The sequence below is a fragment of the Legionella clemsonensis genome (assembly GCF_002240035.1).
GTDB lineage: Bacteria > Pseudomonadota > Gammaproteobacteria > Legionellales > Legionellaceae > Tatlockia > Tatlockia clemsonensis.
Map to the genome: position 1 here is coordinate 599235 of NZ_CP016397.1, position 13630 is coordinate 612864.

Below are 13630 nucleotides of genomic sequence, written 5' to 3' on the forward strand. Positions count from 1 at the left end.
CGCGCATGAAGCCGCAGTATGGCAAGGGGGATAAGACTAGTGAACGGTTATTGAGCCGCACTGGAATTAGATGTATCGCTGGACGCACGTAAAAATCCATTCAATTCCAGAATTTTTGAGTTTTGTAGCAACAAAACGCTGTTCGTTAATAAGATACGTTCTTCTTGTTGACGATTCAGGTACAATTGATAATTAATTTCAGCAAGTAAAATAGCAATTTCTTTCTGTACGGTTGCGGCTGAAGCGGTATCAAGCCCGGCTAACCATTCAGTATTCCCCATACTTCCCTGGTTGTTATTATTAGCCTGCCTCGGGTCAAAAAGCCGCCAGGTCGCCATTTGATATTCACTTAACGATTGGCTAGTGGGGGGAAGCTGCGCTTCACCCGAAGTATTAACGACAGGTTGTTGCATTCTTTTTGACAAAATATAGTAGAGGTTACTAATTCCTACGGAGGTTTGTGCGGCAAAAACTCTAAGATTTAAAAGGTAGTTGGTCAATGCATAACCTGCTTGAAATTTAGATAATGTTGAACCCTTTGGATCGATGTATTGTTGATACAATTTGTCATAAAAGTTACGACTGGCTAAGGGCACTGGGGTTACGGCTGATGTAGCATAACGAATAAAATTAATAGCTTGTTGAGCAGGGTTTTGGGCAACTAAAGGACCTGTGGTTGGCGATGGCTGGGTTGTTCCTGTATTCACTACCTGCGTTGCAGGTTGGTTGGTAGCCTGTGTTGTGTACATTAATGGAGCTATTAGACTATTACTGTTAAGCTGCATGATGGCAGGTAAATTAAAAGCACCTTTATAAAAATCTGCTGTTCCAGGTATTGTTCCAATTACATTTTGCATAACTTGGCCTTCATTCAACCCAGCCTGATTCGTGTCACATCCCACCCAATTTTGGCCAGCATTGTCCAGGCAAAAACTGTAATCTGGTGTCATTAAAATGTTAGCGAGAGCCTGGCTTACCGGATCATTTTGGTATTGATACTGTACTTGGCCTGCACCAGCAGCTGAACTCGTTGGTTGATCCATCAATGGAGAAATTGAAATATTCGTGGAAGGCTCGGAAAAGCGAGAGGTGAGGAAAGTACTGTTACCAGAAACATTTAATAGCGATAGAGGGTTATTGCTCGGAACAAAATAAGGTGGTGCAGTTTCACTCGATGTTACAGCACTAATTCCTGCGGTATTTACGGGAAGTGCTCCATAGAGCGTTTTTACTGTTGGTAGCAATATCGTCTGCAGTGCAGAGCCGGTTATCTGAAGCATGGTATCATTCAGAGTAGATGAAGGCGGATTTTCGATGTTATAACCTAAGTATTGTCCCAGATTAAGCAAATACTTGGAGATCTGATTCATCGTATTGTTAATAGGGTCTAAAGGATTAACACTATTTACCGAAGCAACGCTGGATGAAGTTGCAGCAGTAAACAGTAAAACACTTGATAAAGCAACGCGACGACTAAGTAATTTCATTTATTCTTCCCCTTCAAGAGCACGAGCTACAAGTTTTAAACGATACTCAGAAAAAACACGAGCAAGCAAACGCAAACGCTCAAAGACAATATTTCGCTTCAGAAAAAAACCGGCAGGATCATGGCTGCCTGTACTTGTTTCTTCTGCATGAATTAAGATTCTCGAAGCACTACCAGGATGAACCGTATCGATTGCCTGTAAAAGACGAAGGCCTCTTCCTGACTTAATATTACCTACGATGCGAATGAAAATATCTTCCTGAGCAAGTGTGCTCATGTCAATTTTTTCAATATCATCCAATTCTTTACCTAAGCGATTAATTGCTTCTTCCAAATCTGGGTTTCCATCCAGAGTCCAGTCTTCTACACTTTCCATAAACGTAATAACCCGGTAGATCATTGGGTCAACGTATTCAAACCAATATTTAGAAGATTCTTCATGACTGAGATCGGGCATTTTTTACTCTTTTTTTACGGTATAACTTCGTGAATGGACTGCGCTTTATCTAACTACTATAGTATAGTATGAAGAGTAAAAGTCCATTATCGAAAAGTAAAATTTATGAAAATCAAAAGAAGCACCCGATTGGTGGGCATTATTAAACGTATTTTTAATGTCCGTGCATGGATTGATTTTGATCGAGTCAGAGCATTTACGTCCTATTTAGCAGCTGGTTTTCAAAAACTGTTTATCCCGCAACAGCAGACAGAAAAGGGTGAGTCATTTGAAGCTGCAGTTGCTAGAATGAATTTAAGCGAGCAGGAACTACAGGCTAAAAAAAAGGCCCTGTACCGTTTAAGCGTGCTAATGTGTTTAGCTGCAGTGGGTATTTTTTCCTATTCAATTTACCATTTGTACTATGGTAGCTATCGAGCAGTGGTTGTTAGTTTGGTTTTAGTGTTAGTTGCTCTGGTCTTAGCGTTTCGTTACCACTTTTGGTATTTCCAGATAAAAGAACGAAAACTGGGCTGTTCATTCAGTGAGTGGTACAGAGAGGGCCTGAAAGGTGATAAGCGATGAATAGAATTGTATTGATATTGCTGGGCCTTGTAGTTCCGGCTTTGGCTCTTGCTTCTGATGGGTCTTTTAATAACCCCTATTTTAATTTTTCTCCGCCACCACAGGATTATTCAGTAATATTTCTTGGGAATATTTTTGGTGTTGTGGATGGTGTGTTACATGGCACTGGTAGTCAGATTATGGGTACCATGTTTGGTGTATTTAACTCAGCCGTACTCGCTTTAGGCGGCATCATCATCATGTACACCTTATTAGTGTCTACCATGAATACAGCGCATGAAGGACAAATGCTTGGTCAAAAATGGTCATCCATTTGGGTGCCCATGCGTGCTACTCTTGGTTTTGCATTACTAATACCCAAAGGCTCAGGTTATTGCTTAATGCAAATATTTGTGATGTGGATTGTCGTGCAGGGAGTAGGGGCTGCCGATAAGGTTTGGCAAGCAGCATTGAGTTATTTAAATCGTGGTGGTCTTATTATTCAAACCCAAATGAATCCCTCCACGTCAATACAAGCGGGCTCTAATGAAATTGCAACCGCTGCTGGTAAAATTCTTTCTGGCCAGGTATGTATGTTGGGCTTACAGGCTGCTCTGGAAAATCAACGTCAAAGTTACCTCAATAGTAAACAGAATGGCTCAGGGCCATGTGCTGGTACGCCTTCGCAAACGATGCAGACTTTTTGTAATACGCCAGTTCCGGATTTTTTAAGTACTGTCAATGTAGTTTCTGTGCAAAATAGTACAGCCCCCAGTATAGACAGTCCCAACTTTAAAGTTCCCATGCCTAATTTTACGGATGCGCCCTATTCTGCACTAAATGGCATTTGCGGTTCGATTTCCTGGAATCTATTTTCCGGAGCGAATACTCTTACTGATCCGAATAATTCTTCTGGTGTAGTTATTTCCAAGAGTGAATTACAAACCACTCAATTCTCGCGAGCAATTGCTATTCAGCAGATGTACACTGATCTTGCGATGGTGGCGCAAATTATGGTTAATAATGATCCTTTATTAAATCCACCCGCCAATAACAATAACAATAATAATATTACTCCTCTAAATATTAATTTTTCGGCGAATGCAGTACAACAATTTGGTGTTCCATTGAATGCCACCGGTCAAAGTGTATGTTCAGAAACGGATGTTAAAGCCGGTGCTTGTAAGAACTGGGGGGCTGATCCTACCAGCACCAATGATTCTGCTCCACTTTTTAATGGTACCGAGTTTCAAGGTGCCGTGGCGGATTACAATGGCATTATGCTACCGGCATTAAATCTGGTCGCAGAAGCTAAAAAGGGAAGTGATGCAGCTTCAGAGCGTAAGTTTATTACTGATGCCAATAATTATGGGTGGATTTTAGCAGGTAGTTATTTTTTTGATTTGGCTAAATTAAATTCTGCAGCCAATATGGCAACAGCATCTGCAACGAGTGATTCTGATACTGGTATGGACCAGACTGAATTTTCCACACAAAATTTACAAAGTGCCTTTGCTCAGGGTGGACAGTGCGGAGGGCCTCCTTATGGTGTTCTCTGTGAATGGGTGAATGGTGACACAACAGTTGTGGATCAAGTCATTGGATTAATTGATGGCTCCAATGTGTCTTCGACTAGCCCCAAACCTTCTCTACCTGCAGGTGGAGGCATTAGCGATATAGTGAAGGGTACTTCCACTACGGCCCAGGCAGAAACAGGAGCTTATTCTTCTACAGCCTACGGTTTTATTGTAAATTCCCTCATGGTTAATTTGGCCGAACAGCCAGGTCAAACACCGCCTGACTTCAATATGAAGTTTAATTTTAGTTTTAACTTTACGCAATTTAGATTACCGGATCAAAGTTTTCCATGTGGAAGTATCATGGGGTTATGTATAGGTCGGTTAATGGGAAATATTTTTTATAATTTGATTATAAAAAATATATTCAACTTCTTCTTAAATACTGTTGCCCAAGTGATTAACATGGTTGTGATGTCTTTTCTTTCCATACCATTGCTAGGGATGAGTGTGATTTTTAAATCAGGGGTGGCCATTATAGAGCAGCCCTCAGTCAATCCGGTTATTGCTCTGGCAAATATGGGAGTAAACTATATAAATTTTGCAAATGAACTGTGGTTCACATTGCTGACGATATCCATTGTAACTTCTTTAATTCCAATCTTTGGTATTTTTATCTTTGCGCTTATCTCCATGATGTTCCCGCTGCTGTTTGCATGGATGGCAGTCATGTTAAGTATTGGCTTTGTGACTGCCTACTATATACCATTTTTGCCTTATATGATTTTTACCTTTGGTTCGATTGCCTGGTTAATGGTAGTTATAGAAGCGATGGTTGCTGCGCCTATTGTTGCACTGGGAGTGACCCATCCTGAAGGCCATGATGCTTTCGGTAAAGGTGAACAAGCGATTATGATTCTACTGAATGTCTTCTTGCGCCCGACAATGATGATTATCGGCTACATAGCAGCCATTGCCTTAACCTATGTTTCTGTCTGGATAATCAATGCAGGATTTTCAAATGCCATGGCTTTCATTCAAGGTAGTGCAAGTGGTGCTACATTTAGTTCCAGCAGTTCTGCAAGTAATCTTCTTCAGCAAGCCTCAGAAATGAATACCACTCAAGGCTACACCGGTTGGGCTGGGGTTTATGGTTTCTTCTTCTCGATTTTAATCTATACCACAATGTATTTAATTGTTGTCCAGAAAGCATTTACCCTCATTGTTGTTCTACCTGATAAAGTATTGCGCTGGATTGGTGGTCAACCCGAAAGCGTGGGTCAAGAAGCCGTGCAGTGGGGTGAAGAAGCCAAAGCTCAAGTAGGTAAGGGAGAGGCTGGAACAATGAAGGCAGCTCAGCAAATGGATTCTGCATTAACTGGTTACGGTGAAAAAGCTTATATGAAAGCTGTAGATGCTGCCAAGGGTGGAGGACCTCAAGTTGGTCTTTCTGGTGGCAAGAGCCTTAGTGATGGTGGTGATTCCAAGGCAAGTAAGGGAGACAGTTAATGGCAAAGATGGAGCCTGCGCGTGCTCCATCTTTCCTTCCTTTAAATCTACAACGTTTTGCCTCCCAAACCATAATAAATATTGGGTGTTGCCAATGTTTTGGATGCAACATCTTCAAATAATTGAACTGCCTTATTTTTTGCTAAGGATAAATCCAGGCTTGTTATATGAGACGGTGCTTTTCCAATCCATAAATTGTGTGCCACCGAAAAATTGGGGTTATGGAAAATGTCTTTATCTAAAGTAAAATCCCGATCCAATGAGCGTTTGGGGCTATCAGCAATATAGTCGCAACTGATTTTTATTTTATTGTTAAGTGGTTTTCGCGAGCATTTAATTGCCGCTACTATGGCTGAAGCGGGAACTTGATAAGCAATTGCTTCGTAAGCATATAAAGGCCACGCTGCGAAGGTGGTTAAATTTTCATGCTCCACTTTCTGGTTGGCAAAAAAATGATGGATGTTGTTTGCCTGTTTCGTTTGGAAGTTATGTAAATCAATGACTAAATTTTTATCATCAGTAGGTGTGTCTGCAGTTCTAAGTAAATCAGGTGTACTATTTTTATTTTTAATGTCAGATCCATAGTCAATTTGAGTAGGTTCTGGAAGAATCATTGCATAAATATAGGTATCCTCATCATTTAATGGAAATAGAGGTGCACTTTCTAATTTTGTTGTTAAGCAGATACAAACATTCGCATTAGCATCAATGGCTTCATAATCAATACCACAATGATTTTTATACCCGCGATATTTTATGGCTTCAAGCCACCAGGCGTCTTCATAGTTTACTCGTGGCATGAATCCCGTTTTAAATATTTCCTCTGGTGTTCGGCTATCGGAACGAAAATAAATATGAGGCATCATAGACTCCAGCTTATAATCCCACATATATTGCGCAATTAAGTCTCATTGATCAATGTAGGCTATTTATTAGGCAGTAAATTACGGTGAGATGTAGAATTACTTAGTGGGTTAATTTTTTCATGGTCCTCATAGTGTCAGTATCAAATAATTTGTTGAACCAGTCTTTTTCGCGTGGGTGAGAAAGAAAGGGGTTTCCTTTTTCATTCATTCGAATAAAATTTTGTAAATTTTTTTTATCTTGCTTATCTAGATGTTCAATTGTTTTTTCAAGCATGTCAATAAATCGCTCTTTAATGATTTTTAACTGCTCAGGATTAAAATGTTTGCCAAATTGTTCTGTAAATCGCATCTGAGCAGCAAAGCCAGGGGATTTCTGTTGATTATATTGTTCTGCTTGAAGTTTATAAAACTGTTTCATAAGCTCAAGAAGTTCATCTTGATGTGCCGCCAAAAATTCATCAACATGACTTTCTACTGCATTGATAAATGTAGGTAGGTCTACCTTTAATTGATAGTTGTTAATAAGAGTTTCAGCAGTTTCAGTATCACCATGGAAAACAATCCAACTTAACAAGGAGTTTTTACTGTATTTGCGGTCATAATATCGATTTATTCTATCTTCTTTATCTTTGGATAACTCTTCATCCAGTGTATGATCGAGGGATGAAATTACTTTTGATGTATAAGTGATACTGGCGGGAAATATTTCTGTGTTAGTATTAGACTGATGAAGTAAGTTTAAAAATTGTCTCCTCAACTCTTCCTCAGAGTCACAACGGATTGTTTCACCAATATTGGGATCAAAAAATAAATATTGATCTTGCTCATTCTGGGATAAGCCAATGGCATGGCCAAAATTAAATTCAGAATTTTTTTCATTATAACCAAAAATAATTGAGCCATTCTTTAAATCAAATTTTTTGATAGTGCTTAAAAGCTCATCTAACGGGAAAAAACTGGCTTCTTTGTAAAGAACATTGTCGGTAGTTAGTTCTGCAATTTTCCAAGGATATTGCTTAGCATTATATTTTTGTGGTTCTTGCAATTTATCGATGATTTTAATCCATTTTATAACGTCTTCCTTAGGTTTTTCTTCTCTTAATATTTCCAATAATCTTTCGAATTTATCCAATTGCTTATTATTTACATGCTCAACCCAAAGGATCGATAGAGCATGACAAACGCCGGAAGGATTAAGCGTTATTTTTAAATGATTTTTTTCAGAAAAACGATTTAATTGTTGAATTAACTCATACTGAAATGTCCTTTCATAGTTGGATTGCATAATAATGCCAGTGAAAGTTTATATACTTCAAGTATAGGCGTTTCCTGGCAAAGCAATAGCAGTTGTATTTAAAAAATTTTTGTATTAATCCGTAAGTTAATGAGACACCATTATTGAAAATAAAAAATTGCGCTGCAAAATTAGCGTTGATATTCTTTTGTGCCTGCGATAATTATCTTATAAGTTCGCTCACTTATAAGACCTTGCTCAAATTTATTCCGCGCATCAACCGTCATCAACTGCCCACGTTGACGCACAAGCTTACGTGTAGTAGACGTTACCTCATTAGGATCACTTTCAAGTAAAATATCCCGTACTTCTTCATCAAACACCAAATATTCGCGTAAAGCCACGCGTTTACCATCGACGGTAGGAACAAGTTTTTGCCAAATACAAAGACGAATGGTTTCTAGAATATCAATTGTGCGGCCCAATCGCTCTTCACCTGCAAATGACGTCACCAATCGCCGCATGGTTTCTGCAACACCTGAAGTGTGCAACGTGGTATAAACAGGATGTCCTGTTAGAGCAGCTTCGAGAGCCGCACTAATTGTTTCTGCATCACGACATTCACCGACCATAATTAAACGTGGTTTTCGACGCAAGGCATTCCGTACGCCGTCTGCGAAATCAGGTAAATGACGTGGAATTTCAGATTGACTTACGACCGCTGATACCGTCTCAATTTCATCATAAACAAATTCGATGGGTGCTTCATAAGTTAAAACTTTACGATGAGATTCTTCTTTTTCAATTAATTCACGAATAATGGAAGCAAGTAAGGTTGATTTACCTGAGCCAGTTGCTCCAGTGATAAATACAATGCCCTCTTGTGGTGCAATGGCCTCCAAAATGTTATCAGGTAGCCCCATTGTTTCCAGCCTAGGTGGGGTGGTAGGAATGGTTCTTAATGTAATTTGAATAGCGTCATGACCTTCGACCAAACAGGAAGTGGCATTAACACGGTAACGGTAGCGCACACCACGATTTGGGCGAAATTCATAGTGAGTATCAATATCCTTCCCAGACAATAGCTGCGTGGTAGCATTAGGACCATAAATTGCATTAATTAAATCACCTAACTCAGTATTAGACAAGCGGCGATTGGTAATTTTGTAGAGTCGACCGTAGACCTCCGCAAAGATAGGCTCACCGGTTTGAATGGTAATGTCAGAGGCAGAAAGACGTTCTGCATGCTCTAACATTTTATCCATAAATACAGGTGTAAAACGCGTTGGCTCATCAGGCATCAAATTAATATTAGAATGGCTACTCATACTTAACTAACAGGTTTATCATTAATAGGGGCGATGACAGGCTGCCATGCCTTACTGGTTATAGTAATTTTAGTGCTTTGTGCCAATTTTTCCATATTTCTGAGCTGTTCCAGTGCTCCTTCGTCTTTTGAAACGGCTGCTATCCATTCCTTACTATCAACATTCAAAGCAGGTAAGGCCGTTATTCGTAGCACTCTATCATCGATATGAATTTCTGAACCATCACCAGTAACGCCCAGATCAGTATGCGAAACAAAAGGAGGTGATACCATATTCATTGCTAATAACTTGCGATAGAGAATCATTCCGGCAAAGTCTTCTTTAATTCTTGCTACACTTTCTTCAAGAATAATCCCAGCCTGCTCAATGCCGTTTTGCCAGCCCTGTTCCACATAGCGACACCACAGCATCTTTTCTTGCTTGGTTTTGGGTAATAAGGTTACATTTGGACAGTCAGGTTTTCTATAATCCATCCACAAATACTGTCGCCAATTGGGTGGTGTGGTAATAAAGCGGGCTTGCTTGGCAATTTTGTACGTACGATCTGAAATGCGAATGGTTTGTGTGTCTGCCAAATTTAAGGTATTGCGACCTTCAAGTAATACAGGAGGTAAAATATTATGTTCGAGCACTAATGAATTAAAATCGAAAATAGCATCCAGATTACGCGCTTGCTTTGTTAACTGTTCGTCGATAATTTTGGCGCGCCAGGCTAATCCAGCTTGAGCTCCCAGGCTTAATGCAGTTTCCTTGAGAGCCATTTCCCGAATTTTACCAATGCTAGCTTTACTGCGGGTTTTCGCACTTTTAGTATTCGCCAATGCCTTTAAACCCGCGAGAGAACCAGTATCAGCCACGATGACTGTGCGATGGCAGGCAGTTAAAAAAAGAGTAAATAAAACAAAGAGACTAAGAATAAAGTTTCGCATAGCGCAATTCAACAACCTGACTGTTAGGGTAAACATAGATAGTCGCTTTCTTTCCTGCCTGGTAATCAATATCGCGCAGAATTTCAGCCAAGCTCATATCTTTGGCATTAAGACTAATTAAAACAGGAACAGCGGGTTCCTTCCCCAGTACACGTAAACGAAAATGCGCAGCTTTAGCAATACGTAATGTAACTTCCTCAATAGGGCCTGACCAATCCACAGACGCTCGGGCCTGCAGATTATAAGCATTAGGGATAGTTAACGTATTATCTTTATTCTTTGGCAGAATAACTTTTTCCACGCGTTGCATTTCTAACATTGAGTCACTGACAGACGATGCTGCTTGTGCAAGTTTAATGGTAGCATCATCACTCGGCGCATTTAAGGGAGGCTTCATGTAAATCACGCCACCACGGCATCCGACTAATAACATGGCGGTAATAATAAACACAACGAGCTTGTTGATCATCTTTTTGACTTTATAAACATTATGTACTGCAATGATTGAAACAGGAGCATGACGCCTTGTCAAGGAAAAGAAGTCCTGATTCAGGATGTTAGTTCTTTTCATAAAGGCCATAGATAACTTGTCCTGCTTGTTTGGATTTTTTTTCAATCCAATGGGTGGAATCAGGTGAAATTTTATCAGCTGATTCAAGATAAACCAAGCCTCCAGGAACGAGTAAATCAGAGTGTGCTAATATTTTTAGGCATTCTTCAAGATACTGTTTGGCAAAAGGTGGGTCAAGAAAAATAATATCAAAACGTTCTGTGCTTGTTGCAAAATAATCGAATGCATCGGATTGCACCACAGAAAGTGCAGTTGGGTTAAAAGTGGGTGCTATTTGTTTCAGGTTAGCACAAACTTCGGGTGAAGACTCAACCAGCACAACACGACTGGCACCGCGTGAATAAGCTTCAAAACCCAGAGCACCGCTGCCAGCAAAAGCATCAAGACAATGCGCGCCATGGATGTCGTGCATTAGCCAGTTAAACAGTGTTTCCTTAACTCGATCCGGGGTGGGACGCAATCCTTCTGAGGCTGGAAAATAGAGTTTTTTCCCTCGGTACTTTCCGCCAATAATTCGAACAGTTTGTTTCACAGCTTCCCCACTGAAACGACAAGCATGTTATTGAGGTTAACTTGTTTTTGAAAGGCCTGCTTGATTTGAGAGGTGCTGACTGCATTAATTTTTTCTACATAAGTGTCTAAATAGTTATCCGGTAAATGATAAAAGACAATACGAAGAAGCATACTCGCAATACTGCTGTTACTGGCTAATGATAAAGGAAAACTCCCCGTGAGGTACTGTTTGGCGGCCATTAATTCCGCTTCTTCGGGACCATTCTCTATAAATGTTGCTAAGGTATCCTCTGCTATTTTCAATGCGGTGGTTGCCTGCCTGTTTTGTGTCGCCAGACTGATTAGGAAAGGCCCCTCTCCCGGCATAGGAATAAATTGACTGCTTACACCATAGGTCAAACCCCGTTTTTCACGAACTTCGTTGGCCAAACGAGAAACCAGGGCTCCACCTCCCAAAATATAATTCCCTACAGTAAGTGGGAAATAGTCGGGAGAATGATGATCAATGCCAATTTGTCCTAAACGAATAATGGTTTGTGATGAAGGAAAAGGAATGTCTTTTTTTTCACTAGCAGTCAGTTGTGGTGCTTTAGGTACCTTTGGAGCAGCCTGTCCTGTGGGCAGCTGCTGAACAAGTTTATCTGCCAATTCATGCGCTTTTTTTTCATCAATGGCGCCTACCATTACAATCACTGCATTGGAGCCGACGAAGTATCGCTTGTAAAAATCACGTACATGATGAGGCTCAATAGTGTTTACACTTTCTTCTGTGCCTATGACAGGATGTGCATAGGGATGATTTTTATATAATGTTTTAAAAAAGACAAGATTGGCAACATCATCAGGCGATTCTTGATTTTGTGCTATAGCAAGCAATTGCTGACTCTTCTCTCGATGAAAAGCGTTTTGCGGGAAATCGGGCTTGTTTAAAATTAAATGAAATGTTTCAATAGCTTGTTGAAGGGCTTCCTGCGTAGTTAATGTCTTTAACTTTAACACAATCATATCTCGACTACTGTCGGCACTGTATTGAGCCCCTATATTGGCTAGTCTTTCTGCAACTGCTGTAGCATCTAAACCGGCATTTCCCTGACTTAGCAAGTCTGTAGTTAACGCACTTAAACCATAATGCTTGCCGTCATAGGCTGAGCCTGCTCTAAAAGCAATGTGGATATCCAGCATGGGCACTTCAAGTGCTTGATAAAATACGACTTGTGCCCCATTCGCTGTTTGCCATTTTTGTAGTTTAAAAGAACCTGCTAGTAATGATTGCGACAAGCAAAAAATTAAAATTGTTGTGAAGAGAGTGGATCGTTTCATGCTTGTTCCTCTTGCGGTATAGGAATTAATAAGGTTTCGGTTTCTGCAATATCTTTAAAATAATGTCGAGCTACTTCTTGTATCTGCTCGGGAGTGATCTGATTAATTCTTTCAACATAGGCTTCTGCTGTTTGCCAACCCAACCCGATGGTTTCCACCAAGCCTAATTCCATGGCTTGACCAAAAATGGAATCTTTTTCAAAGGTTTTTTGTGCAATGAGTTGTGTTTTAATACGTTTTAGTTCTTCGGGACTGACTAACTCATCTTTTAAACGAGTAATTTCTTTAAGCATGGCTGTTTTAAGTTCATTAACAGTATGAGCTTGGGAAGGTGTACCAAAAAGAATAAACTGTGTCTGATATCTGGCATAGAGATTATAATAAGTGTCTACGCCACTGGCGACATGGCTACCGCGGATGAGATTTTTAGAAAATCTTGCACTATCTCCAGCATCTAAAATACCGGTAATTAATTCAAGGGCATAAGGTTCCCAGCTGTTTTTGGCCGTTTTTGCACTAGGAACTGTATAGCCAAACATCAATAAGGGCAATTTGGCTGGTGCATACACTTCTACGGATTTTTGACCGAGCGCGGGTGGTTCGATTTGCAAACGCCGTAAATAATCAGTGCGTTTATTTATCTTACCGAAATATTGAATGGCCAGTTGATGTACTTTTTCTGCATCAACATCGCCGACCACCACCAAAGTCGCATTGTTAGGCGCATAAAAACGCTGATACCAGTATTTCAGATCATCTACACTCATCTGATGTAAATCGCTCATCCAACCAATGACAGGGTGATGATAGGGGGCAGTTAGATGCGCTGCGGCCAGATAGCGCTCAAAAGCAAGCGCTTGCGGATTATCATCAGTACGTAAGCGGCGTTCTTCGCGAATTACTTTAATTTCTTTGGCAAATTCTTCTTTATCGAGCAAAAGATTTTGCATGCGATCAGCTTCTAATTCAAAGGCAATAGGTAATTTCGAAGCGGCTACTTTTTCAAAATAAGCAGTGTAATCAAAGTTGGTAAACGCATTTTCCTGTCCACCAACAGCAGCAATGGTTTTCGAAAAAACACCCAAAGGATAATGGGAAGTCCCTTTGAACATGAGATGTTCCAAAGCATGGGATACGCCCGTTAATCCACCTGGCTCATCAGCTGAACCTACATTGTACCATATCATTGAAACGGCTACAGGTGCTCTATGATCTTCCCTGACCAGCACTTTAAGACCATTATCCAGAATAAATTCTCGCACTTGACTCACAGCCTGACAGGAGAGCGCAGTTAAGAAAATCATTAAAGCAATGCGCATGGATTAACTCCGAAGCAAAAAAAGTGATAGAATTTCAT

The 13630-nt window shown here is 40.2% G+C and carries 12 protein-coding genes; 2 read left to right on the top strand and 10 right to left on the bottom strand.

The annotated features are described in order from the left end of the window. Positions 1-47: 47 nt before the first annotated feature. Together icmX and icmW are read right to left on the bottom strand one after the other, a co-directional pair. Complete coding sequence (gene icmX / locus clem_RS02605) at positions 48-1487, bottom strand: type IVB secretion system protein IcmX (protein WP_094090190.1); 1440 nt, start codon at positions 1485-1487, stop codon at positions 48-50. After that, a complete protein-coding gene (icmW, locus tag clem_RS02610) occupies positions 1488-1943 on the bottom strand; it encodes a type IVB secretion system protein IcmW (RefSeq protein ID WP_094090191.1) in 456 nt (151 codons plus the stop codon). It abuts the gene before it with no gap. A 105-nt stretch (positions 1944-2048) separates the two neighbouring features. Here icmW and icmV point away from each other — a divergent pair, with 105 nt between their 5' ends. Continuing rightward, the gene (icmV, locus tag clem_RS02615) at positions 2049-2507 is read left to right on the top strand and encodes a type IVB secretion system protein IcmV (protein ID WP_094090192.1); all 459 of its coding nucleotides are present in this window, start codon (positions 2049-2051) and stop codon (positions 2505-2507) included. After that, entirely contained in the window at positions 2504-5512 is a 3009-nt protein-coding gene (gene dotA, locus clem_RS02620) for a type IVB secretion system protein DotA (protein ID WP_232505530.1), read from the top strand. Before icmV ends, dotA begins: the two co-directional genes overlap by 4 nt. A gap of 47 nt (positions 5513-5559) precedes the next feature. On the opposite strand, the gene clem_RS15030 is transcribed toward dotA, so the two are convergent. The 8 genes from clem_RS15030 to clem_RS02655 all read right to left on the bottom strand — a co-directional run bounded on the left by clem_RS15030 (position 5560) and on the right by clem_RS02655 (position 13592). Beyond that, a complete protein-coding gene (locus clem_RS15030) occupies positions 5560-6378 on the bottom strand; it encodes a hypothetical protein (RefSeq protein ID WP_232505531.1) in 819 nt (272 codons plus the stop codon). 100 nt (positions 6379-6478) lie between these two features. After that, positions 6479-7663, bottom strand: coding sequence for a YopT-type cysteine protease domain-containing protein (locus tag clem_RS02625; RefSeq protein WP_094090193.1), 1185 nt, complete (start codon positions 7661-7663; stop codon positions 6479-6481). Between the two features lie 140 nt (positions 7664-7803). Then, positions 7804-8913, bottom strand: a complete 1110-nt coding sequence (gene dotB / locus clem_RS02630) for a Dot/Icm type IV secretion system ATPase DotB (protein ID WP_198333240.1) — start codon at positions 8911-8913, stop codon at positions 7804-7806. Positions 8914-8942: 29 nt separating this feature from the next. Then, a complete protein-coding gene (locus tag clem_RS02635; RefSeq protein ID WP_094090195.1) occupies positions 8943-9869 on the bottom strand; it encodes a type IV secretion system DotC family protein in 927 nt (308 codons plus the stop codon). Beyond that, entirely contained in the window at positions 9850-10440 is a 591-nt protein-coding gene (gene dotD / locus clem_RS02640; RefSeq protein ID WP_232505532.1) for a type IVB secretion system lipoprotein DotD, read from the bottom strand. The genes clem_RS02635 and dotD overlap by 20 nt, the downstream gene beginning before the upstream one ends. Next, the gene (gene rsmD / locus clem_RS02645; RefSeq protein ID WP_094090196.1) at positions 10427-10972 is read right to left on the bottom strand and encodes a 16S rRNA (guanine(966)-N(2))-methyltransferase RsmD; all 546 of its coding nucleotides are present in this window, start codon (positions 10970-10972) and stop codon (positions 10427-10429) included. The genes dotD and rsmD overlap by 14 nt, the downstream gene beginning before the upstream one ends. After that, entirely contained in the window at positions 10969-12273 is a 1305-nt protein-coding gene (locus tag clem_RS02650) for a M16 family metallopeptidase (RefSeq protein WP_094090197.1), read from the bottom strand. The genes rsmD and clem_RS02650 overlap by 4 nt, the downstream gene beginning before the upstream one ends. After that, positions 12270-13592: a M16 family metallopeptidase gene (locus tag clem_RS02655; RefSeq protein WP_094090198.1), complete on the bottom strand. Its 1323-nt coding sequence runs from the start codon at positions 13590-13592 to the stop codon at positions 12270-12272. Before clem_RS02655 ends, clem_RS02650 begins: the two co-directional genes overlap by 4 nt. Positions 13593-13630 lie beyond the last annotated feature (38 nt).

What these genes read in the sequence shown, in the direction of transcription:
- clem_RS02655 (WP_094090198.1), bottom strand. Translation starts at nt 13,592, where the DNA reads ATGCGCATTGCTTTAATGATTTTCTTAACTGCGCTCTCCTGTCAGGCT.
- clem_RS02635 (WP_094090195.1), bottom strand. Translation starts at nt 9,869, where the DNA reads ATGCGAAACTTTATTCTTAGTCTCTTTGTTTTATTTACTCTTTTTTTA.
- clem_RS02625 (WP_094090193.1), bottom strand. Translation starts at nt 7,663, where the DNA reads ATGCAATCCAACTATGAAAGGACATTTCAGTATGAGTTAATTCAACAA.
- icmX (WP_094090190.1), bottom strand. Translation starts at nt 1,487, where the DNA reads ATGAAATTACTTAGTCGTCGCGTTGCTTTATCAAGTGTTTTACTGTTT.
- icmW (WP_094090191.1), bottom strand. Translation starts at nt 1,943, where the DNA reads ATGCCCGATCTCAGTCATGAAGAATCTTCTAAATATTGGTTTGAATAC.
- icmV (WP_094090192.1), top strand. Translation starts at nt 2,049, where the DNA reads ATGAAAATCAAAAGAAGCACCCGATTGGTGGGCATTATTAAACGTATT.
- clem_RS15030 (WP_232505531.1), bottom strand. Translation starts at nt 6,378, where the DNA reads ATGATGCCTCATATTTATTTTCGTTCCGATAGCCGAACACCAGAGGAA.
- dotB (WP_198333240.1), bottom strand. Translation starts at nt 8,913, where the DNA reads ATGCCTGATGAGCCAACGCGTTTTACACCTGTATTTATGGATAAAATG.
- clem_RS02650 (WP_094090197.1), bottom strand. Translation starts at nt 12,273, where the DNA reads ATGAAACGATCCACTCTCTTCACAACAATTTTAATTTTTTGCTTGTCG.
- dotD (WP_232505532.1), bottom strand. Translation starts at nt 10,440, where the DNA reads ATGAAAAGAACTAACATCCTGAATCAGGACTTCTTTTCCTTGACAAGG.
- dotA (WP_232505530.1), top strand. Translation starts at nt 2,504, where the DNA reads ATGAATAGAATTGTATTGATATTGCTGGGCCTTGTAGTTCCGGCTTTG.